Annotated in this window: 17 protein-coding genes; 10 read left to right on the top strand and 7 right to left on the bottom strand. The window is 72.7% G+C overall.

Annotation, left to right across the window (positions count from 1 at the left end; genetic code table 11):
- The coding region (locus tag ABZW03_RS15570; RefSeq protein ID WP_355257321.1) for a hemerythrin domain-containing protein at positions 1-453 on the bottom strand (453 nt) is incomplete at its 3' end.
- Positions 454-555: 102 nt separating this feature from the next.
- Entirely contained in the window at positions 556-1,152 is a 597-nt protein-coding gene (locus ABZW03_RS15565) for a TIGR03086 family metal-binding protein (RefSeq protein WP_355257318.1), read from the bottom strand.
- Positions 1,153-1,380: 228 nt separating this feature from the next.
- Between ABZW03_RS15565 and ABZW03_RS15560 the strand changes: the two genes are divergently transcribed.
- From ABZW03_RS15560 to ABZW03_RS15550, 3 genes are all read left to right on the top strand, one after another.
- Entirely contained in the window at positions 1,381-1,950 is a 570-nt protein-coding gene (locus ABZW03_RS15560) for a DoxX family protein (RefSeq protein WP_355257315.1), read from the top strand.
- Positions 1,951-2,287: 337 nt separating this feature from the next.
- Positions 2,288-4,582, top strand: a complete 2,295-nt coding sequence (locus ABZW03_RS15555; RefSeq protein WP_355257313.1) for a M9 family metallopeptidase — start codon at positions 2,288-2,290, stop codon at positions 4,580-4,582.
- 290 nt (positions 4,583-4,872) lie between these two features.
- On the top strand, positions 4,873-7,161 hold the full coding sequence (locus ABZW03_RS15550; RefSeq protein ID WP_355257310.1) for a collagenase: 2,289 nt from the start codon (positions 4,873-4,875) through the stop codon (positions 7,159-7,161).
- Positions 7,162-7,254: 93 nt separating this feature from the next.
- Here the strand turns inward: ABZW03_RS15550 and ABZW03_RS15545 are convergent, their stop codons facing one another.
- Positions 7,255-8,016 carry a PP2C family serine/threonine-protein phosphatase gene (locus ABZW03_RS15545; protein ID WP_355257307.1) on the bottom strand — a complete coding sequence of 254 codons (762 nt, stop codon included), beginning with the start codon at positions 8,014-8,016 and terminating at the stop codon, positions 7,255-7,257.
- A 183-nt stretch (positions 8,017-8,199) separates the two neighbouring features.
- On the opposite strand from ABZW03_RS15545, the gene ABZW03_RS15540 reads away from it, so the two are divergent.
- Both ABZW03_RS15540 and ABZW03_RS15535 read left to right on the top strand, forming a co-directional pair.
- Positions 8,200-9,330, top strand: coding sequence for an LLM class flavin-dependent oxidoreductase (locus ABZW03_RS15540; RefSeq protein WP_355257304.1), 1,131 nt, complete (start codon positions 8,200-8,202; stop codon positions 9,328-9,330).
- Positions 9,327-9,953, top strand: coding sequence for an FMN reductase (locus ABZW03_RS15535; RefSeq protein ID WP_355257301.1), 627 nt, complete (start codon positions 9,327-9,329; stop codon positions 9,951-9,953). The genes ABZW03_RS15540 and ABZW03_RS15535 overlap by 4 nt, the downstream gene beginning before the upstream one ends.
- 71 nt (positions 9,954-10,024) lie before the next feature.
- Here the strand turns inward: ABZW03_RS15535 and ABZW03_RS15530 are convergent, their stop codons facing one another.
- On the bottom strand, positions 10,025-10,450 hold the full coding sequence (locus ABZW03_RS15530; protein WP_355257299.1) for a helix-turn-helix domain-containing protein: 426 nt from the start codon (positions 10,448-10,450) through the stop codon (positions 10,025-10,027).
- 228 nt (positions 10,451-10,678) lie between these two features.
- Between ABZW03_RS15530 and ABZW03_RS15525 the strand changes: the two genes are divergently transcribed.
- From ABZW03_RS15525 to ABZW03_RS15515, 3 genes are all read left to right on the top strand, one after another.
- Positions 10,679-12,076, top strand: a complete 1,398-nt coding sequence (locus ABZW03_RS15525) for an MFS transporter (RefSeq protein ID WP_355257324.1) — start codon at positions 10,679-10,681, stop codon at positions 12,074-12,076.
- A 221-nt stretch (positions 12,077-12,297) separates the two neighbouring features.
- A complete protein-coding gene (locus ABZW03_RS15520) occupies positions 12,298-13,335 on the top strand; it encodes a Dyp-type peroxidase (RefSeq protein ID WP_355257296.1) in 1,038 nt (345 codons plus the stop codon).
- Positions 13,336-13,361: 26 nt separating this feature from the next.
- Entirely contained in the window at positions 13,362-14,159 is a 798-nt protein-coding gene (locus ABZW03_RS15515) for a family 1 encapsulin nanocompartment shell protein (RefSeq protein ID WP_355257293.1), read from the top strand.
- Between the two features lie 173 nt (positions 14,160-14,332).
- On the opposite strand, the gene ABZW03_RS15510 is transcribed toward ABZW03_RS15515, so the two are convergent.
- Entirely contained in the window at positions 14,333-17,584 is a 3,252-nt protein-coding gene (locus tag ABZW03_RS15510; protein WP_355257290.1) for a tetratricopeptide repeat protein, read from the bottom strand.
- Between the two features lie 63 nt (positions 17,585-17,647).
- Between ABZW03_RS15510 and ABZW03_RS15505 the strand changes: the two genes are divergently transcribed.
- A complete protein-coding gene (locus tag ABZW03_RS15505; RefSeq protein WP_355257287.1) occupies positions 17,648-19,813 on the top strand; it encodes a tetratricopeptide repeat protein in 2,166 nt (721 codons plus the stop codon).
- Here the strand turns inward: ABZW03_RS15505 and ABZW03_RS15500 are convergent.
- Positions 19,782-20,336 carry a hypothetical protein gene (locus ABZW03_RS15500; protein ID WP_355257285.1) on the bottom strand — a complete coding sequence of 185 codons (555 nt, stop codon included), beginning with the start codon at positions 20,334-20,336 and terminating at the stop codon, positions 19,782-19,784. The two genes, ABZW03_RS15505 and ABZW03_RS15500, sit on opposite strands and share 32 nt — an antisense overlap.
- Entirely contained in the window at positions 20,333-21,616 is a 1,284-nt protein-coding gene (locus tag ABZW03_RS15495) for a hypothetical protein (protein WP_355257283.1), read from the bottom strand. Before ABZW03_RS15495 ends, ABZW03_RS15500 begins: the two co-directional genes overlap by 4 nt.
- 369 nt (positions 21,617-21,985) lie before the next feature.
- Here ABZW03_RS15495 and ABZW03_RS15490 point away from each other — a divergent pair.
- The coding region (locus ABZW03_RS15490) for an electron transfer flavoprotein subunit beta/FixA family protein (protein ID WP_355257280.1) at positions 21,986-22,632 on the top strand (647 nt) is incomplete at its 3' end.

Below are 22,632 nucleotides of genomic sequence, written 5' to 3'. Positions count from 1 at the left end.
GGACGCCTCCGGCTCCGCCCGCTCCGCCTGCAGCCGGTCGCCCAGCGCGGTGCGGGCGGCCGCGGGCAGGGCCTTGCGGGCGGCCGGGAAGAGCTGCTCCTCCTCGCCGCGCAGGTGCCGGCGCAGGGTGTCGGCGAGGCCGCGCAGCAGGGTGTCGAACGCCGGGTCGGCCGGTTCGAGCCCCTGGAGGTCGGCCAGGTACTGCCCGATCGCCAGGTGGTCGTGGATGCTGCGGAAGACCAGCGCCCCGCCGTCCGGCACGTCGTGCTGCACCACCGGGAAGAGGTGCTCCTCCTCGGCGGCGCAGTGGGTGAACAGCAGGTCGGTCAGCCGGGAGAGCAGCTCGCCGCGCCCGGGGTCGTCGGCCGGTGCGGCCTCGATCCGGTCGAGCAGCTCGGTGGCCGCCCGGTGGTCGGCGGTGAACTCGCCGAGGATGTCAGGCCTGCGGCTCATGGCCCGCCCGCCTCTCGCACGGAAGACTTCCCCCGCTGCCTTCCAGTATCCGGCGCCGGGCCGCTCACCCGGAGTTGCCGAGGACCTCGGGGAAGCCCCCGCTCACCCGCCGTCCCGCCGCCCGGTGAGGGCGAGCAGCCGGGTCTGCGGCCCGGCGTCCTCGGGCACCGGCAGCGGCGGGTCGAAGAGCCCGCTGCCGGAGAGGTCCCCGTACCCGGAGATCTCGCCGAGCGCGAACTCGACGAGCCCGGCCGGGAGCCGGGTGAGCCGGCCGATGCCCTCGGCGAGGTCCCAGGCGTGGATCACCAGGTCGGTGGTCAGCTGGTCCAGGTAGTACTGGCCGGAGACGTCCCCGTAGGAGAGGTGGACGGTCAGCTCGGTGGCGCCCGGGACGGCCCAGGCCTCCCGGGCGGCCTCGGCGGCGCCGGTCCAGGCGCCGACCGGGTCGTCGCCGAGCACGTCGCCGTCGAAGCGCCCGCCGACCTCGCCGATGGTGGCGCCCATCAGCAGTTCGGGCACCCAGAGCTGCTCGCCGGTGAGGTGGTTGACCAGGTCGCGGACGGACCAGTCGCTGCACGGGGTGGGGGAGTCCCACTGGCCGGGCGTGATCAGCCGGACGCGCTCGCCGAAGGCGTCCAGCGCCTCGGTGTACGGGGTGCCGGTCCGCGCCTCCCGTCGGTGTTGCCTGTGGTGGGCCATGCCTCCACCCTCCCCGGCCCGGACGGGCCCCGCGAGTTGTCGACGGCCCGTCAGTTGTTCAAATTCGAACTTCGGGGTACGGTCGGGAGAGCGGCGGTTCAAATTTGAACAATGGTGCCGGGTGACGACCCTGCCCGCCGTCGCGCAACCACCAACCCGTGATCACGAACCCGTGACCACGTCCGGCCGTGCCGGACGACGACCGAACCCCGATCGATGGAGACGCGCATGCCGAGCAGCAGCCCGAGCACGACCGCCGCCACCACCACCGTCAGCCCGGCCCGGGACACCGCCGGGTCCGCGACGACCTCCCCGCACGCCTACGACGCCGGACTCCTGCTCCTGCGCCTCGTCCTCGGCCTGACCATGGCCGCGCACGGCAGCCAGAAGCTGTTCGGCTGGTTCGGCGGCGGCGGGATCGACGGCACCGGTCAGTTCTTCACCATGAGCGGCTACCCGGCCGGCAACGCCATGGCCGTGGTGGCCGGCCTCACCGAGACCCTGGGCGGACTCGCCCTCGCCGTCGGCCTGCTGACCCCGCTGGCGGGCGCCGCGATCGTCGGCACGATGGTCAACGCGATCGCCGTCACCTGGGGCGGCGGCTTCTTCGCGCCGAAGGGCAGCGAGTACGAGCTGCTGCTGACCGCCGGTGCCGCCGCGCTCGCCCTGACCGGCCCCGGCCGCTACGCCGTGGACCGCTTCCTGCCGGTGCTGCGGGCGCACCGCCTGGCGTACGGCGCGGCCGCCGTCGTGGTCGGCCTGGTGACGGCCGGCGTGATCCTGCTGCTGCGCAAGTAGCGGGAGCCGACTGGCCCGTGGGCCGGGAGGGCGTGGTGACGACTCGTCGCCGCGCCCTCCCGGCGTTCACGGGCCAGCGTTCCCGGACCGGCGTTCACAGGCCGGCGTTCACGGGCCGGCGTTCACGGATGAGTGGACCTCACGTAGGGACCTTCACAATAGTGTGTGATGTGTGCAATGGTACATGGCACACCCCCACCGCTTTCACGGCGGAGCCGCCCCACGCGGCGCCGTCGCGGACGGTCCTCGCTCCCCCGCAGGCCGCGCCCCACATCGCGGCCGATGACGGCCCGGAGGCCCCCACGTGAATGGCCAGCGCTTACTGCGGCTCCCGCGGTTGGCACGACTGTTGACGCTCGTCCTGTCCCTGTTCCTGGCGGTCGGCCTGTTCTCCCCGCAGAGCCAGGCCGCCCCCGCCGCGGCGACCCCCGCGACCCCCACGACCCCCGCCGACGCGCCCGTCGGTACGGCGCCCGCCCACCTGGCGCCGCCGCCGGCGATCGGCGCGGACCGCGCCGACACCGCTCCGGCGAGGCCGGACGGCCGGAAGCGGCTCAGCCCGGAGGACCTGGTCCCCCGGTCGCCGGTGGCCCCGCTCACCGGGGAGCCGAACGCCAAGGCCTTCGGCCTGGGCGCGGCAGCCGCCGAACAGCCCTGCAACATCGCCGACTTCACCGGTCGGACCGGCGGCGACCTGGTCCGGCAGATCAGGTCCGTCGACCTCCAGTGCGTCAACTCGCTGTTCCGGATCGGCCGCGGCGACGCCGCCGGCGCGTTCCGCGAGTCGCAGATGACCACGGTGGCGAACGCGGTGCGCGACGCCGCGTACACCTACCAGGGCGACAACAGCGCGTCGATCGCGCAGCTGATGCTGTACCTGCAGGCCGGCTACTTCGTGCAGTTCTACAACCCCGACGCGGTGGGGCCCTACGGCGACGGCCTGAAGGCCGCCGGCCGCTCCGCGCTGGACGCGTTCTTCGCCAACCCCCGCTCGCGGGACGTCACCGCGGACAACGCGAGCCCGCTGACCCGGGCGGCCACGCTGATCGACAGCATCAAGGACAGCGCCCGCTACCTGCCGGTGGTCAAGCGCCTGCTGGCCGACTACGACAGCGCCACCTGGAACCCGAACGGCATGGTGTACGCGCTGACCCCGGCGCTCACCGTGCTGTACGCCGGTCACTGGCAGGCCGACTTCCTCCCGGCCGTGAAGGCCGACCCGACCGTGCTGGACACCCTGTTCACCTTCATCTCCCGCAACCAGGGCCTGCACGGCGGCACGTACGGGCGGATGGTCTACGAGTCGGTCAACGAGCTGACCCGCTTCATGAAGTACCCGGAGCTGCTGCCCGGGCTGCGCCCCTACGCGCGGACGCTGGCCCAGCAGTCCACCCCGAGCGGCCCCACCATGTACCAGCGCGGCTCCGTGGCGCTCGCGGTGAACTGGTGGGACACGGCCAACTGCTCGTACTACGGCACCTGTGACGACCCGGCGCGGTTCAAGGCCGCCAACCTGACGGTGAAGCACACCTGCAGCCCGAGCATCACGCTGCTCGCCCAAGCCCTGGACGGCACCCAGCTGGGGACCGCCTGCACCAGCCTGAACGGCCAGGACGCGTTCTTCCACGCCGTGGCCAGGGACAGCGGCCCGGTCAAGGACGACAACAACGGCACGATCGAGGTCGTGGTCTTCCACTCCTCGCTCGACTACCAGGTGCTCGCCGCGGTCATCTACGACATCAACACCAACAACGGCGGCATGTACCTGGAGGGTGAGCCGGACAAGGCCGGCAACCAGCCGCGCTTCCTCTGCTACGAGGCCGAGTGGGCCCGCCCGTCCTTCGAGATCTGGAACCTCAACCACGAGTACACCCACTACCTCGACGGCCGGTTCGACGTGTACGGCGACTACGAGGCCGGGCAGGTCCAGCCGATCGACTGGTGGGTCGAGGGCTTCGCGGAGTTCGTCTCCCACTCCTACCGCAAGGTCGTCAACGACGGCGCCATCGCGGTGGCCGGCCGGCACGCCTACCGGCTGAGCGAGCTGTTCGACACCGTCTACGCCAAGAGCAGTCAGGAGCGCGTCTACCAGGGGGGCTACCTGGCCGTGCGCTACATGCTGGAGCGGCACCGCTCCGACGTGGACGCGGTGCTCGCGAAGTACCGTGCCGGTGACTGGGACGGCGCCCGCGCCCTCCTGAAGACCACCATCGGCACCCGTTACGACGCCGACTTCGACGGCTGGCTGACCAGGTGCGCCGCCGGCGCCTGTGCCACCGGGACGCCGGGTGAGCCGCAGCTGCCGGAGTGCGCGGGCTCCGACCTCCGGAAGCTGGACGCCGGCTGCGTGCGCGGCAACGTCGCCGCGACCACCGGCAACTACGCGCACTTCTACCTCCTGGTGCCGGCCGGCACCAAGCAGATCAAGGTCACCACCAAGGGCGGCACCGGCAACGGCGATCTCTACTACAACCCGGGCGGCTGGGCGTACACCGACTCCTACGTCACGCGCTCGGCCGGCCCGGACAACGCGGAGACGCTGACCGTCGGCAACCCGCCGGCCGGCTACGTCTTCTTCAGCCTCTACGCCCAGCAGGGCTTCAGCGGGGTGAGCGTCACGAGCGAATTCTGAGCCGGAACCGGCGAACTCAGACAGGTGACCGCCCCGGGCGGAGCGCTGCGGCGCCCCGCCCGGGGTCGGTGTTCTGACGGCCCGTCATCACGGATCCTGCCTGAATTCCGCGCAAACCACGCACGACGCCCCGGGTTCCCAAGGCCATGTGAGATGTGCCATGGTACATGTCACATCCCCCACCGTCCCCGGCGGAGCCGCCCCCACGCGGCGCCGTCGCCAACGGTCCTCGACACCCCCCACCGGCCGCGCCCCCGAGTCGCGGCCGACGACGGCCCGGAGGCCCCCACGTGAGTCCCTCACGGCCGCTGCGCATCCCGCAGCTGGCACGATTGCTGACGTTCGTCCTGTCCCTGTTCCTGGCGGTCGGCCTGTTCGCCCCCCAGTCGCAGGCCGCCCCCGTCCCCGCCGCCCCCGGCGGTGCCCCCACCCCCGCCGGGCCGGCTCCGCAGCCCGCCCTCGGCGCGCCCGAACGAGCCGACAGCGGGCAGCAGTTGGCCTCGGTCGACCAGCGCGCCCCGCTCCCGGTCGACACCCGGCCGGCCGAGGTCCGGGAGGCCGCGAAGGCCTTCGGCCTCGGCGCGGCGGCCGAAAAGCCGTGCAACGTCGGTGACTTCAGCGGCCGGACCGGCAGCGACCTGGTCCAGCACATCAAGGACGCCGAGATCCAGTGCGTCAACAGCCTGTTCCAGCTCACCGGCGGCGACGCGCGCGGCGCGTTCCGCGAGGAGCAGATGAGCACGGTGGCCTACGCGCTGCGCGACGCGGCGGCCAACTACCCCGGCGACAACTCGACTTCGGTCGAGCAGCTGGTGCTCTACCTGCGCGCCGGCTACTTCGTGCAGTGGTACCACAAGGAGGACGTCGGCGAGTACGGCGCCGGTCTGAAGACCGCGATCCAGTCCGGGCTGGACGCCTTCTTCAACAGCGCGCACTCGCGCGACGTCGTCGCGGGCAACGCGCCCATCCTGGGCGAGGCCGTCACCCTGATCGACAGCGCGCAGGAGAACGTCCGCTACCTGCCGGTGGTCAAGCGCCTGCTGGGCGACTACAAGGCCGACACCTGGAACCCGGCCGGCATGGCCTGGGCGGTCAACCCGGTGTTCACCGTGCTGTTCCGCGGCCACCAGGTGCCCGGCTTCGACGCGGCCGTCGAGGCCGACCCGAGCGTGCTGGACGCGCTGTCCGGCTTCGCGACCCGCAACAACGCCCTGCTCGGCGACACCTACGGCGTGCTGGTCTACAACGCGACCAAGGAGCTGACCCGCTTCCTGAAGGACACGGCCCTGCAGGCCAAGGTCCGTCCGCTCGCCAAGGCGCTGGTCGACACCTCGGAGCCGAAGGGCCGCACCGTCTACCAGTGGGCCGCGGTCGCCGAGGCCGTCGAGTACTACGACGCGGGCAACTGCTCGTACTACGGCACCTGCAACAGCGCCGACCAGCTCAAGGCCGGCGTGCTGACCGTGAAGCACACCTGCAGCCCGAGCATCACGCTGCTCGCCCAGGCGCTGGACAGCACCCAGCTGGGCACCGCCTGCACCAGCCTGAACGGCCAGGACGCGTTCTTCCACACCGTGGCCAAGGACAGCGGCCCGGTCAAGGACGACCTGAACACCACGATCGAGGTCGTGGTCTTCCACTCCTCGCTCGACTACCAGGTGCTGGCCGCCGCGATCTACAGCATCGACACCAACAACGGCGGCATGTACCTGGAGGGCGAGCCGGACAAGGCCGGCAACCAGCCGCGCTTCCTCTGCTACGAGGCCGAGTGGTCCCGCCCGTCCTTCGAGATCTGGAACCTCAACCACGAGTACACCCACTACCTCGACGGCCGGTTCGACATGTACGGCGACTTCGAGGCCGGCATGAAGACCCCGACCGTCTGGTGGGTGGAGGGCTTCGCCGAGTACGTCTCCTACTCGTACCGCAAGGTGACCAACGACGGCGCCATCGCGGCGGCCGGCCGCCACACCTACAAGCTGAGCGACCTCTTCGACACCGCCTACGGCGACCAGGAGCGGGTCTACCGCTGGGGCTACCTGGCCGTGCGCTACATGCTGGAGCAGCACCGCTCCGACCTGGACGCGGTGCTCGCCAAGTACCGCGCCGGTGACTGGGACGGCGCCCGCACGCTCCTGAAGACCACCATCGGCACCCGCTACGACGCGGACTTCGACGGCTGGCTGACCAGGTGCGCCGCCGGCGCCTGCGCCACCGACGGGGGCGGCACGCCCACCACGCCGCAGCTGCCGGAGTGCACCGGCACCGACACCCGGCAGCTGGCGGCCAACTGCGCCCGCAGCAACGTCGCGGCCACCACGGGCAACTACGCGCACTTCTACCTCCTGGTGCCGGCCGGCACCAAGCAGGTGAAGGTCACCGCCAAGGGCGGCACCGGCAACGGCGACCTCTACTACAACCAGGCGGGCTGGGCCTACACGGACGCGAACACCGCGCGCTCCACCAACCCGGACAACTCGGAGACGCTGACCGTCACCGACCCGCCGGCCGGCTACGTCTTCTTCAGCCTCTACGCCCAGCAGGGCTTCAGCGGGGTGACCGTCACGAGCGAGATCTGAGCCGAGCACGGCTGACGGACAGGTGACCGCCCCGGGCGGAGCGCTGCGGCGCCCCGCCCGGGGCGGGTCCGTGCTCTTCGCCGCGGGGTGCCGCTACGCGCCGACCCGGACCAGCGCCAGGGTGATGTTGTCCGGCCCGCCGGCCTCGATCGCCGCCTTCCACAGCTCGAACGCCGCCTTGCCGTCCGACCGGTCCGTCCCCTCGGAGGACCGCTCCAGCAGTTCGGCCAGCTCCTCCTCGGGCACCGGGTCGGTGAGGCCGTCGCTGCACACCAGGTACCGGTCCCCGGCGGCCAGCGGCGCGGTCCGGACGTGCGGCTCGACGAAGGTGAGCCCGAGCGAGCCGCCCAGGGTCTGGGTGACCACCGAGGTGGTGCGCCGTCCGGGCGGCAGCGGCGGGCTGTCGTCCACGCTGACCCGGCGCAGCCCGTCCCCGGTGATCCGGTAGACCCGGCTGTCGCCGACGTTGAAGGCCAGGGCCCGCTCGGGCAGCAGCACCAGCCCGGCCACGGTGGTGCCCATCGCGGCGAGCTCCGGCTCCTCGGCGGCGGCCGCGTAGACGGCCCGGTTGCAGGCCTGGAGCTCCTCGCGGACGGCCTCCTCGTCGTCCAGCGCGCCCCCGTCGGCGGCGAGCCGGCGGGCGACCAGGGCGCTGGCCACCTCGCCGCCGGGGTGACCGCCGAGGCCGTCGGCGACCGCGACGACGCAGGGCGGGCCGAGCGGGAAGAGCAGGGTCTGCGGGTTGGTGGTCACGGTGGCGCAGAGCGTCCACGGCCCCACCGTGAGGCTGTCCTCGTTGTGCTCCCGCACCAGGCCCTCGTGGCTCAGCGCGCTCACCGCGATGTACGGACCCATCGTCCGCCGCCCTTCCGGAGCCCCTCCCGTTGTCGGCCCCCGCCTTCCATTGTCGGCGCCGACCGGCGGGAGCGGTCAGGGGAGCGGCCGGCGGGAGCAGCCCTTCGGGGGCGGGGGAATAACGACCCGCACCCGGATGCTAAGGTGGTTGAAAGTTGGACTACCTGGGATGTGGTGATCAGCATGCAGTTCGGAATCTTCTCCGTCGGCGACGTGACGACCGACCCCACCACCGGCCGCACCCCGACCGAGCACGAGCGGATCAAGGCGATGGTGGCCATCGCCCGCAAGGCCGAGGAGGTCGGCCTGGACGTCTTCGCGACCGGCGAGCACCACAACCCGCCGTTCGTCCCGTCCTCGCCGACGACCATGCTCGGCTACATCGCCGCGCAGACCGACCGCATCATCCTCTCCACCTCGACCACGCTGATCACCACCAACGACCCGGTGAAGATCGCCGAGGACTTCGCGATGCTCCAGCACCTGGCCGAGGGCCGGGTGGACGTCATGATGGGCCGCGGCAACACCGGCCCGGTCTACCCGTGGTTCGGCCAGGACATCCGCCAGGGCATCCCGCTCGCGATCGAGAACTACGCGCTGCTGCACCAGCTGTGGCGCGAGGAGGTCGTGGACTGGCAGGGCCGCTTCCGCACCCCGCTCCAGGGCTTCACCGCCACCCCGCGCCCGCTGGACGACGTCCCGCCGTTCGTCTGGCACGGCTCGATCCGCAGCCCGGAGATCGCCGAGCAGGCCGCCTACTACGGGGACGGCTTCTTCGCGAACAACATCTTCTGGCCCAAGGAGCACTTCCGGAAGCTGATCAACCTCTACCGCGAGCGCTTCGCCCACTACGGTCACGGCACGCCCGAGCAGGCGATCGTCGGCCTGGGCGGGCAGGTGTTCATGCGCAAGAACTCCCAGGACGCGGTGCGCGAGTTCCGTCCGTACTTCGACAACGCGCCGGTGTACGGCCACGGGCCCTCGCTGGAGGAGTTCACCGAGCAGACCCCGCTGACCGTGGGCAGCCCGCAGGAGGTCATCGAGAAGACCCTGACCTTCCGCGAGACCTTCGGCGACTACCAGCGCCAGCTGTTCCTGATGGACCACGCCGGCCTGCCGCTGAAGACCGTGCTGGAGCAGCTGGACCTGCTCGGCGAGGAGGTCGTGCCGGTGCTGCGCGCGGAGTTCGCCAAGGGCCGCCCGGCCGGGGTGCCGGACGGGCCGACCCACGCCGCGCTGGTCGCGGCCAAGGGCGAGCGGGCCGAGCAGGCCGAGAAGACCGAGGACGAGAAGACCGTGGAGGTGGCCAAGTGACCGCGTTCAAGCTGGTGGTGGTGAGTGCCGGACTGAGCAAGCCGTCCTCGACGCGGCTGCTGGCGGACCGGCTCACCGACTCGACCGTGCGCCAACTGGCCCTGGAGGGGCGGGAGGTGGACGTCACCGTGGTCGAACTGCGGGACCTGGCGGTGGAGATCGCCAACAACTTCGTCACCGGCTTCCCCGGCGCCGGGCTGCGCGCGGCGATCGAGGCGGTGACGGAGGCGGACGCCCTGATCGCGGTGACGCCGATCTTCACGGCCTCGTACAGCGGCCTGTTCAAGTCCTTCTTCGACGTGATCGACAACGACGCGCTCACCGGCAAGCCGGTGCTGATCGCCGCCACCGGCGGCACGGCCCGGCACTCGCTCGCCCTGGAGCACGCCGTCCGGCCGCTGTTCAGCTACCTGCGCGCGGTGGTGCTGCCGACCGCCGTCTACGCGGCCACCGACGACTGGGGCACGGCGGGGGACGGGCTCACCGACGGCCTGCCGCGCCGGATCGACCGGGCGGCCGGCGAGCTGGCGGCCCTGCTGGCCGGGCGCGGCCCGGCGGCGCCGGTGCTGCCGGAGCAGCAGGTGGTGCCGTTCGCCGAGCAGCTGGCGGCGCTGCGGGTCTGAGCCGGCCCGGGACGGGTGCGGAAGGACGTGGGGCGGGTGCGCGAGGAGGCGCACCCGCCCCATGTCGCGTCTCAGGACGCGTTCTCCCGGGTGTCGTACGCCGCCCGCGCCGCCGCGATCTCGCGCTGGTGCGCCTCGGTCCAGGTGACCAGCGACTGGATGGTGGCGTGCAGCGTCCGCCCGAGCGGGGTCAGCGCGTAGTCGACCCGGGGCGGCACCACCGGGTGCACCGTCCGCTCGACCAGGCCGTCCCGCTCCAGCTGGCGCAGCGTGACGGTGAGCATCCGCTGGCTGACCCCGTCGATCGCCCGGCGCAGCTCGGTGAAGCGCAGCGACTGCCGGTCCAGCAGGGCGATCACCAGCAGCGACCACTTGTCGGCGATCCGGTCCAGGATCTGCCGCACCTCGCAGTCCTCCCGGACGTCCCACTGGAGGACGTCGTAGCCGTCCCCGGTATCCGCGCAGTGCGTCGGTTCCTTTGAAGTGCCTTCTTCCATGCCTCCCGATGCTGCCGGAGGATGACGGGTGGTTACAAGAGGGAACCGACCGGACGGGGGAGAACCGTCCGGGGCCCTCGCCACCCCCCTTTCCCCGAGGAGCCCCAGGTGTCCGTGTCATCCGCCCTGCCCGAAAACGGCCGGGAGGCCCTCCCCGGGCCCGGCGAACCCCCGGCGCGGCCCGCGCCGGACGCGCAGCCGTCGCAGCCGTCGCAGCCGTCGCCGCCGGTGCCGCCGCCGTCGCAGGAGCCTCCGGTCCGGTTCGGCGGCCGGTCCGCCGCCGTGCTGGCCGTGCTCTGCGGCGCGATCTTCCTGGAGGGCATCGACGTCGCGATGCTGAACGTCGCGCTGCCCTCGATCCGCGCCGACCTGGGCATGTCCACCGGCGCGCTGTCCTGGGTGCTGAGCGCGTACGTGCTGGGCTACGGCGGCTTCATGCTGCTCGGCGGCCGGACGGCCGACCTGCTGGGCCGGCGCCGGATGTTCCTGTGCTGGCTGACCGTCTTCGTGCTCTTCTCCGGCCTCGGCGGGCTGGCCACCGAGGGCTGGGTGCTGATCCTGGCCCGGTTCGTCACCGGCCTGTCGGCGGCCTTCATGACCCCGGCCGGACTGTCGATCATCACCACCGCCTTCCCCGAGGGCCCGCGGCGCAACCGGGCGCTGCTGGTGTACGCGGGGACGGCCGCGGCGGGCTTCTCGCTCGGCCTGGTGGTCGGCGGCCTGCTGACGGCGGTCAGCTGGCGCTGGGTGTTCTTCGCCCCGGTGCTGCTGGCCGGGGCGCTGCTGGTGGCCGCCGTGCCGCTGATCCCGCGCGAGGCCGCGCCCCGGCGGGCCGGCGGGCGCTTCGACCTGGCCGGGGCGGCCGCCGCGACCGGGGCGATGCTGCTGCTGGTGTACGGCGTGGTCCGGATCGGCGAGCCGGGCGCCCGGGCCGGCACCACCGCGGCCGTGCTGGCCGGCGGACTCGTCCTGCTGGCGGTGTTCACGGTGGTCGAGCGGCGCTCGCCCGCGCCGCTGGTGCGGCTGGGCGTCCTCCGCTCCGGGCCGCTGCTGCGGGCCAACCTCGGCGCGCTGCTGTTCGCCGGCTCGTTCTTCGGCTTCCAGTTCACCGCCACCCTGTACCTCCAGGACCTGCGCGGCTGGTCCCCGCTGCAGACCGGCCTCGCGCTGCTCGCGATCGGCGTGGACTCGGTGCTGGCGCCGACCCTCACCCCGAAGCTGGTGGAGCGCTTCGGCAACGCCCGGGTGATCCTCGGCGGCTTCCTGCTGGCCGCGCTCTCGTACGGGCTGTTCCTGCCGGTGGGCGCCGACTGGACGTACCCGATGATGTTCCCGACCATGCTGCTGACCGGGCTCGCTTTCGCCCTCGCGTACGGGCCGCTGACCATCGCGGCCACCGAGGGGATCGCGGAGGAGGAGCAGGGGCTGGCCGGCGGGCTGCTCAACACCTCGTTCCAGTTCGGGGCGGCGCTCGGCCTCTCGGTGGTGACCACGGTGAACCTGGCCGCGCTGGGCTCGGGGGCCACCGCGCTGGAGGGCTTCCGGGCGGCCCTGGTGGTGCCGGTCGTCTCGGCGGTGCTGGGTGCCGCGGTGGCCGCCACCGGCGCCGGGCGGCGGCGCGCCTGACGCCCGCTCGGAAGGGTCGGCCGCCTCAGCCGAACGGCCCCGTCGGGTCACATGCCGACGGGGCCGTTCGGGTGTGTGTCGGCCGTGCCGGATTGTCCGCTTTGCGATGTAATCATTCCCATGATCAGATTGGTGCCGGTCCATCCCCCGTTCGGCGCCCCCGGATCGCTCCACCGCGCCGAGTGGGACGCCTCCCGGGCGTCCTGAGGAAGGTCTCGACCATGCCGACCGAACCGCAAGCCGTGCTCTCCCCGCTGACCAGTGCGGCCGTCTTCCTCGTCCTCACCGTCGAACCCGGCCGGGAGGCGGCCGTTCGCGAGCTGCTGCCCGAGCTCGCCGCCCTGCGCCGCGCGGTCGGCTTCCGGGCCCCCGACGGCGGCCTCACCTGCGTCACCGGCATCGGCTCCGAGCTCTGGGACCGCCTCTTCACCGGCCCCCGCCCGGCCTCCCTGCACCCCTTCCAGGAGGTGGCCGGCCCCCGCCACCGGGCCCCGGCCACCCCCGGCGACCTGCTGCTGCACCTGCGGGCGGAGCGGATGGACCTCTGCTTCGAGCTGGCCGCGCAGCTCACCGAGCGGCTCGCCGGGGCGGCCGCCGTCGTCGACTCCGTCCAGGGCTTCAAGTACTTCGAGGACCGGGACCTGCTCGGCTTCGTCGACGGCACCGAGAACCCGGAGGGGCGGGCCGCCGAGACCGCCGCCCTGGTCGGCGCCGAGGACCCGGCGTTCACCGGCGGCAGCTACGTCATGGTGCAGCGGTACGTGCACGACCTGGACAAGTGGAACGCGCTGAGCGTCGAGCAGCAGGAGGGGGCGGTCGGCCGCACCAAGCTCACCGACATCGAGCTGGCCGACGACGTCAAGCCCGCCGACTCGCACGTGGCGCTCACCGTGATCACCGGCCCGGACGGCGAGGAGCGCAAGATCGTCCGCTTCAACATGCCGTACGGCACGTTCGGCTCCGCCGGCCGCGGCGGCGAGGCCGGCACCTACTTCATCGGCTACGCGGCCGACCCCGGGGTGACCGAGGAGATGCTGCGCAACATGTTCGTCGGCAACCCGCCCGGCACCACGGACCGGCTGCTCGACTTCTCCACCGCCGTCACCGGCGGGCTGTTCTTCGTCCCGACCGCCGACTTCCTCGACTCCCCGCCGCCGGCGCCCGACTCCGCCCCCGCTTCCGAGGTTTCCGAATCCGCCCCCGTCGCCCCCTCCGGGGACGGCTCGCTCGGCATCGGCAGCCTCCGGCCGACCTCCTGACGGACCCCCTGAACAGGACCCCGCACATGAACAACCTCCACCGGGACCTCGCCCCGATCTCCGCCGCCGCGTGGGAGGAGATCGAGGAGGAGGCCCGCCAGACCTTCAAGCTGCACATCGCCGGCCGCCGGGTGGTCGACCTCACCGGCCCCGAGGGCGCCACCCTCGCCGCCGTGGGCACCGGCCACCTGACCGCCGTCGACCCCCCGGCGGACGGCGTCCAGGCCCGCGCCCGCGCCGCCCAGCCGGTGGTCGAGCTGCGCGTGCCCTTCACCGTCCGCCGCGACGCCGTGGACGACGTCGAACGCGGCTCCCGGGACTCCGACTGGCAGCCCGTCAAGGACGCCGCCCGCACCCTCGCCCTGGCCGAGGACCGCGCCGTCTTCGAGGGCTACCGCGCCGCCGCCATCGACGGCATCCGCGCCGCCTCCACCAACCCGCCGGTCCAACTCCCCGGCGACGTCCGCGAATACCCGGAGGCCGTCAGCCGCGCCCTCACCGCCCTCCGCCTCGCCGGCGTCGGCGGCCCATACTCACTCCTGCTCGGCGCCGCCGCCTTCACCGCCGTCAACGAGACCAGCGACCACGGCTACCCCGTCCACAACCACCTCGCCCGCCTCCTCGACGGCGAGATCATCTGGGCCCCCGCCATCGAGGGCGCCTACCTGCTCTCCGCCCGCGGCGGGGACTTCGAACTCTTCCTCGGCCAAGACGCCTCGGTGGGCTACCTCTCCCACGATGCCGAAACGATTCAGCTCTATCTCCAGGAGACGCTGACTTTCCGGGTGTACACGGGAGAGGCCGCCGTCGTCCTACGCGGCTAGCCGAAGCACCAGATCGGACTCGAAGCGAAGATCTGGATCTGCTGGGCTATGTCGATCAACATGCTCATGGCGCTCGTGCTTTCTGATCCGGTCTGGTCGGCGGGGGCCGCTTGATGCGCAGAGCTTTGCATAGCGAGACCGCAAGATCCAAATCCATGCCCGAAAGCCGAACGTCATTTCGATGAATGGTGATCATATGAAAAATGTGACTCAAGTTCGGCGAGCGCCGATCGTACGCGCGCAGCCTCGTCCGCGATGTCGACCTGCTCGGCCAGCGTGACCGCCGCCGTCAAGTGGGCAAGAGCGGCGGTCGGGTTGCCGGCTGCCACCTCGCAGCGGCCTAGCCCGCGCAGGGCGGCCGCCTGCTCGCGGCCGGTGCCGATGGAGCGCGCGAGCTCCAAGGCGAGCGTGTGCTGCTCCCGAGCTTCCTCGTGCCGACCGGCTGCGAGCAGGGTCTGACCGAGCCCGTTGCGGCCGTCGGCTTCATGGCGGCCGGTGCCGAACTCGCGGAAGGTCGTCAGGGCTGAACGGTAGAGCGTGAGGGCGGTTTCCAGCTCTTCCGGGATTTCCATCGTTTCCGCGAGGTTGGCGCGGGCCACAGATAGATCCAGCGCGGGAATCGCATCGTCGGTGGCGCCCAAAATCCTTTCGAACACTCTCCGAGCCGTCGAATTTCGTCCGGCGCTGATGTGGAGCTCTCCAATATTGTTCAATATTCTGAATTCGAGAATCCGGTCGTTGAACTTTCGGGCAATCGACAATGCTTCGTCATAGACGGTGAGCGCCGATTCTTCGTCCCCTAGTGACCGGTGCAGAATGCCGATGTTGACCAGGCAGCGGGCGACGTTTCGTTGGTCTCCCTGCTCCTCCCGAATGGCCAGCACCTGTTGCTGGATCGCCAGGGCGTTGTGCAGCCGGGTCTGCTCCCACCGCACCCGCCCGAGCAGGTTGAGGGCGTTCGCCGCCGCGTCCGGGTCGGCCTGGGCTCGGCTGAGGGTCAGGCCGCGTTCGAGGGACTCGGCCGCGGGTTCGTAGTGGGAGGCGTTGGCGAGCGTCGCACCCAGGTCGATCAGGGCCCGCGCCTCCTGCCGGTCGTTCGCCTGCGACCGCCAGTGGGCCACCGCCTCGCGGTGCATGTCCTGGGCCTCGCTCCAGTAGGCCTCGGCGTCCAGGTGGCCGGCCAGGACGTGGGCGAGCCAGGCGCCGTGTTCCGCCAGTCCGGTGCGGTGTGCGTGGGCGGTCAGGGCGATCAGTCCGGCGTGTTCTGCCTCCAGCCAAATCCGTGCCGTTTCCGGTGAGTTCATGTCTATATCGGCCAACAACTCGAACGTGTCGTCGAGTTGGTGATCGTTCGGGAGCCGGGTTCTCGATCTGTGCGGATAGAGCAGGTGGTCCGCGCGGTCGGCGGCGTGCAGGGAGAAGTTGAGCAGCCGCCGGAACGCGGCTTTCCGCTGGTCCGGTTCGACTCCCAATGCCACCGCGAACTCCCGGAGCAGATCATGCAGTTGGTACCGCTCCGGCGATATCTCGATGATCAGGTGGCAGTTCAACAAAGCCTCCAGAACCTCATCCGTCTCGTCGATGCTCCGCCCGAGCAGGGCCGCCGCTGCGTGCACGCCGAAATCGGGTCCGGGATGCAGTCCGAGCAGTCGGAACGCCGATCGCTGGCTCGCCGTGAGGTACTGGTAGGAGACCTCGAAGACCCGGGCGATGCTGGAGCTTCCGCTGCGGATCTCCGCCAGCCGGCCGTTCTTCCGGGAGAGGCGCCGGGCGAAGTGGCCGGGGGTCCAGGACGGTCGGCCCTTGAAGCGGCTGGCGGCGATCTCGATCGCGAGCGGCAGGTGGCCGCAGCGCTCGACGATCTCGATGACGCTCTCGGTGTCCGTGGAGCGCTCGGGGCCGACCACGGTGGTGAACAGCGCCACGGCGTCGTCCACCGTCAGCACGTCCAGGAAGACCGGCCGGGCGTCCGGGAGATCGGTGAGCCGCTGGCGGCTCGTCACGAGGATCAGGGCGGCCGGGGCGGGCGGCAGCAGCGGTCGGACCTGGGCGGCGTTCGAGGCGTCGTCGAGCACGACGACGGCCCGGCGGGTGGACAGCGCCTCGGCGCACAGGACGAACACCTCGTCGGCGTCCAGCGGGATGGTGCTGGCGGGCACGCCGAGGCGTCTGAGCAGCAGGGCGCCCGCGGCCTCCGGGGTCAGCGGCGGCTGGTTGCCGACGTGGGCGCGCAGGTTGAGGTAGGCGTAGCCGTCCGGGAAGTGCTCGCGCATCAGGTCGGCGGCGTGCAGGGCGAGGGTGGTCTTACCGACCCCGGGCATGCCGAGGATCGCCGAGACGGTGACCACCCCGCCCCGGGCGGGCAGGGCGCCGGGGCCGGGCAGGACGCGGCGCAGGTCCTCCTCCCGGCCGATCAGCCGGTGCCGGCCGGGGACGGGGAGGTCCGCCGCCGGCGCGGCTGCGGGGCGGGAGGCCGGCGCGGCGGTGGCCCGTACCGGCGCGCCGGGGAGCGGTTCGCCGTGCAGGATGAGCTGGTGGAGGCGGGTGAGCCGTTCGCCGGGTTCGGTGGCGAAGTGGGCGCGGAGCAGCCGGGCGACGGCGGGGTAGACCGCCAGCGCGTCGGTCTGCCGGCCGACGGCGTAGAGCGCGGTCATCAGGTGGCCGGCGAGGCGCTCGTCGCCGGGGCGTTCGTCGCGCAGGGCGGTGAGTTCGGGGATCAGTTCGGCGAAGCGGCCGATGCGCAGGTCGATCTCGATCCGGCGCAGCGTGGTGGTGAAGTGCCGGTCGGCCATGGTGGTGCGGGTGGTCTGGGCCCAACTGCCCGGCAGCCCGGCCAGGGGTTCGCCGCGCCACAGGCTCGCGGCGCGGCTGAGCACGGTTCTGGCCTGGTGGTCCTGTCCGTTCTCGGCGAGTAGTCCGGCTTGTTCGGAGAGGTCCAGATACAGGTACCAGTCAATCAGCAGAGGGTCCGTTCGCAGAGTGTACGTATGCGATTTGGTGATGATCGTGGGCGCGTCCCGGAGATCGGCCGCCCCCGAGGCCAGGGCCGCCCGGCGCAGCAGTGCGCGCAGGTGGGAAACGTGGCTGTACAGGCTGGTCAGCGCACTGGGAGGAGGGTCCTCGCCCCACAGTGGGTACGCGAGCGAGGTATGGGAGAGCGGCCTTCCGGCGTCCATGGCCAGGGCGGCCAGCAACTGCCGCCGCTTGTCGGACGGAATCGCCAACGGCTCTCCGTTCACCGACAGTTCAACTGAGCCGAGGAGATGGAACCTCAAGATGACGCCCCCCGCCGGTTGGCCACCAGCTTGCCGTGTCGCGGGTGAGCATCGCATGCACGGAGGTAATCGGCCATAGCGCCACAGGGTTCGGTGTCGGTGCTTTTGGGAATTGTCGCGACATGATGGAGTGTCATGTGTTAGCGCCACAGCGATAATTCGTCCGAGGCCGGGGGAGCCAGTGACAGGATCGACCGTGGTCGGCGGGCGCCGGTGAACGACGTCAACCTGCCGTACGGAGTGGTGCGGAACTCGCTGGCTGGCGCCGCGACGGTCTCCGGCCCGGTGGTGCAGGCCGGCGCGATCCACGGCGGGCTGCACCTGCACGGGCCGTCCGCACTGCCCACGCCGAGACAACTCCCGCCCTGCCCGCGGCGGTTGATCGGCCGCGAGGCCGACCTGGCGGCACTGGACGGCTCACTCGCCCCCGATGCCGAGGCGGCGGACGTCACCGTCGTGGTGACCGGCCCGGCCGGCGTCGGCAAGACGGCACTGGCCGCCCAGTGGCTGCGCGGCCAGGCCGACCGCTTCCCGGACGGGCAGCTGTACGCGGACCTGCGCGGCTACGCGCCCGGCGGCCCCGCCGACCCGGCCGAGGCCCTCGGCGGCTTCCTACGGGCCTTCGGGATCTCCCCGGTGCCCGGGAGCCTGGCGGAGGGCGCCGCGCTCTGGCGCTCGCTGGCGGCGGAGCGGCGGATCGCGGTGCTGCTGGACAACGCCTCGACGGCCGCCCAGGTGCGGCCGCTGCTGCCCGGCTCGGACCACACGGTGGTCGTGGTGACCAGCCGCCGCCGGCTCACCGGGCTGGGCATCGACGGCGCGGTGTTCCGGCCGCTGGCCCCGCTCGCCCGGGAGGCGTCCACCGAGATCCTCGCCGCGCGGGTCGGCCGGAGCCGGGTGGTCGACGAGGGCGCCGCCGCCGCCGAGGTGGTGGACGCCTGTGCCGGGCTGCCGCTGGCGATCTGCCTGGCGGCGGCCCGCATCGCGGCGCGCCCGGCCCAGTCGCTCGCGGCGACCGCCGAGGTGCTCGGACGCGGCGCCGACCGGCTGGCGGCGCTGAGTGTGGAGGGCGAGACGGTGCAGGACCTGCTGGACGCCTCGTACGGCGTGCTGGACCCGGAGGCCGCCCGGCTCTACGGGCTGCTGGGCCTGCTGCCCTTCGCCGAGTTCACCCTGGAGAACGCCGCCGTGCTGGCGGACGTGGACCTGGCCGGGGCCGACCGGCTGCTGGACGGCCTGATCGACGTGCACCTGCTGGAGGAGACCGGCCCGGAGCGCTTCCGGTTCCACGACCTGGTGCGGCTGCACGCCCGGGCGCACGGCGCACGGGTCAGGGGCACCCCGTCCACCGGGGCCGCGCTCGACCGGGTCGTCGACTGGTACCTCGCCTCGGCCACCGCGGCCGAGGCGGTCGTCTCGCCGAGCCACCGCAGCCTCGCCCGCGACTACCGCACCCGACCGGTCCACCCGGCCCGGGAGTTCGACGGCGACGTACCGGCCGTGGAGTGGCTCGACGCGGAACGCGACCGGCTCGCCGACGTCCTGCGTTGGTGCGGGGACCTGGACCGCCCCGCGGCCGCGTGGCAACTCGCCGACGCCATGTGGCCGTTGTTCCTCCGGCTGCGCCCGGCGCGGCTGTGGGTGGAGGCGCACCGGATCGGCCTGCGGGCGGCCCGGGCGGCCGGGGACCGGTCCGGCGAACTGCGGATGCTCACCTCCGGCGGGGCCGGCCTGCGGAACGCGGGAGAGGGGGAGGAGTCGGCGCGGTGGTACACCGAGGCCCTCGACCTCGCCCGGGACCTGGACCACCGGCTGGGCCAGGCGCAAGCGCTGAACGGGCTCGGCCAGGCCCACCGGCTGGCCGGTCGGCTGGACGCCGCCGCCGAGTGCCTGCACGAGGTGATCCGGCTCCGCGAGGCCGAGCACTACGTCCGTGGTGCGGCGCTGGCCCGGCTGGCGTACGGCGAGGTGCTGCTGCTGGCGGACCGGCCGGCCGAGGCGGTGGAGCCCATCGAGCGGGCCGGCCGCGAGCTGTCCTCGGTCGGGGACGGCTACGAAGAGGCCCGCGCGACGGCCTTCCTGGGCCTGGCGTACGGCATGCTGGGCCGGGACGAGGCGGCCGACGGCTGCTTCGAACGGGCCCTCGCGGGTTTCCGGGCCCGGCGGTCGGCGCACTGGGAGGCGCGGACGCTGGAGTTCGCGGGCCAGGTCGAGGAGGTGCGCGGCCGTCCGGACGCGGCGTGCGCCTGGTTCGAGCGGTCCCTGGCCCGGTACCGGCAGATCGGTGCCGCGGCCGAGGCGGCCAGACTGGCCGGCCGCCTCGCCGCGTACGCGGAGGATTCCGCCGTCACCCCCCGCCCCGGCGAGCCGCTTCCCTGAGCAGGGGCCGCCCCGGCCCGGGGGAGCGGTACCCGGTGAGGTGGACCCGGGTGAGTTCGGTCAGCCGTCGCCCGGCGGCGAGCCAGGCGTGCGCCAGCGAGCCGAGCGCCGACGGCGGGACCGGCTCTGCGGGCCACGCGGGGAACCGCAGGGCGAGCCGGGCCCCCGTCCGGTCGAGCAGCAGCACCGCGCCCGTCCGGTCCTCGGCCGTGGCCAGCGCACACCCGGGGTGTGCCGACAGCACCCCGGCGAGCCGGGCGTGGAGGTCCGCCGGGGGCAGGGGCCCGAGGTGCAGCACATCGGCGTGCCGCCGGCTGCGGAAGCCCGCCGGCTCGGTGAGGTCGACCGCCAGGTGCTCGTCCACGAAACCGGGCCCGGGCCGGTCGGACGGGGCCGGGCGCGGCCGGTCCGCGACCAGCAGCCCGTGGCGCACGCCGGCCGGGGAGACCACCAGCGCCTCGAACACCACCGCCGGGGATCCGGCCACCGGCGCGAGCCGCACGGTGTGCGGCCCGCTGGTCATCCCGCCCGCCGGGCGTCCGGCAGGAGCGGGGCGTCCAGCGGAGCGGGCAGCGGCAGCGGCGCCGGCTCCGGGCCGTGCGCGGGCTGGCCGAGCCCGAGCACCCGGTACAGCAGTCGGCGGGCGTTGCGGTCGAAGCGGCCGGGTTCGGAGCTGATCCGGTCGGCGATGGCCGCGTAGTCCTCCGGGCGGTACTGCTCGGCGGCGTAGGCGAGTTGGTCGGTGAGCGGGTGTCCGGGCGCGAGCGCGGGCGCCGTCCGGGCGAGCTGGGCGGACGGCGAGCGCGGGTTGACGGCGTGGTGCGGGTACTCGGCGAGCAGCACGGGGACGCCGGTCATCGCGCCGTACAGGGTGACCGAGCCGTGGTCGCCGATGATGTAGTCCGCGGCGACCAGCAGCGGCCGCCAGTCCGCCTCCGGCGGGACGACCGAGAGGGCCCCGCGCGCGGTGGCCATCGCCCAGGAGCGCACCTGCCAGGAGCTGTGCGCCGCCGCGATGTTCGGATGGGCCAGCAGCGCGGTGCGGTAGCCCGGCCGCGGCAGTTCGGCGGCCAGCCGGGGCAGCACGGTGTCGAGCCGGGTGAACAGCGAGCCGGCGCCCCAGGTGGAGGAGACCAGGACGAGCTTCTCCTCCGGCCGCAGCCCCAGCGCCGCCCGGTACCGTTCCCGGTGCGGCAGTGCGGCGGCGATCCGGTCGTAGCAGGGATCTCCGACCACCTCGGCGATCGGCAGGGCCTCCGGGCAGTTGCGCCCGAGTTCGCCCAGCTCCTCCTGGTGGGCCAGCGCGAACGACACCGGGACGAGTCTGCCCTCCCAGCACAGGTAGTCCGGGCCGAACTTGCGGGCCGGCCGGCCGCGGTCCGGCCCGCCGCTCCGGGGCAGCTTGATGTTGCCCGCCCCGTGCGGGAGCCGGACGACCGGCCCGTGCAACTGCTCCATCCCCTGCGAGCCGGCCGCCAGGACGAGGTCGAACGTGTGCCGGACGGCCTGCTCCCAGGGCAGTACGGTCGCGCCGAGGGCGAGCAGGCCCTCCGCCGCGCCCCGGTTGAACATGTGCGGCGCCACCGTGAACTGCACGTGGATCCGCAGGTCCGGGGCGAGCAGCGAGTAGAAGTCGTGCAGCCGCTGGGCGTACACCATGGTCTGGGCGACGACCAGGACCCGCTTGCGGTCCCGCAGCGTCTCCAGCGGCCAGGCCGCGCCGTCGGGCGTTCCGTCGGTTCCGGGGCCGCTGTGCGTCCCGCGGGTGGTCGTGATGTCCTGTTCCCCGTGCACCAAGGTCATCCTTCTCCCCCTCCTTGATCCCAGGTCGGAGCCGTCGGCCGGCCCCGGGGTCGATGGTCCCCGGGCCGTCTGGCGGATTCCATGACGCGACCTGGCCGGTGCTTGCGGAAACCTTGTGTCCGCTTCCCGCGCCGCCGTCCGGCCCCGGGAGCCCGGAAGGGTACTGAGTTCCTTTACGAGGGGTACTGAGTGCCGTATTCTCTCCGTGGAGCCTCTGACGCCAGTCGAAGAGAGCCGACACGGTATGCCGGTCCAGGTGGCGCTTGCGGTGCGCGGGTCGCGCCGGGCCGGACTTGGCACTCAGTACCCTCGGCATGCCTGAGGCCATGGATCCAGTGCATCCGTGCACCCGTGACAGGAGAACCGCTCATGAGCTTGAGGATCGTCGTCTGTGTGAAGTACGTGCCGGACGCGACGGGTGACCGTCGTTTCGCGGACGACCACACCACCGACCGGGAGGGTGTGGACGGCCTCCTGTCGGAGCTGGACGAGTACGGCGTGGAGCAGGCGCTGCGGATCGCCGAGGCGAACGAGGGTTCCGAGGTCACGGTGCTGACGGTGGGGCCGGACGACGCGAAGGACGCGCTGCGCAAGGCGCTGTCGATGGGTGCGGACAAGGCCGTGCACGTGAACGACGACGACATCCACGGCTCGGACGTGATCGGGACGTCGGCGGTGCTGGCGAAGGCGCTGGAGAAGACCGGGTTCGACCTGGTGATCGGCGGCATGGCGTCGACGGACGGCACGATGGGTGTGCTGCCGGCGCTGCTGGCGGAGCGTCTGGGCGTGCCGCAGGTGACGCTGCTGTCGGAGGTGTCGGTCGAGGGCGGTGTGGTGAAGGGCCGTCGGGACGGTGACGCGGCGACCGAGCTGGTCGAGGCGGCGCTGCCGGCCGTGGTCTCGGTGACGGACCAGTCGGGTGAGGCCCGGTACCCGTCGTTCAAGGGGATCATGGCGGCGAAGAAGAAGCCGGTGCAGTCGCTGGACCTGGACGACCTGGGCATCGAGGCGGACGA

The organism is Kitasatospora sp. NPDC004799, from assembly GCF_040609095.1.
Lineage (GTDB): Bacteria > Actinomycetota > Actinomycetes > Streptomycetales > Streptomycetaceae > Kitasatospora.
This window is presented reverse-complemented; position numbering and strand designations above follow the sequence as displayed.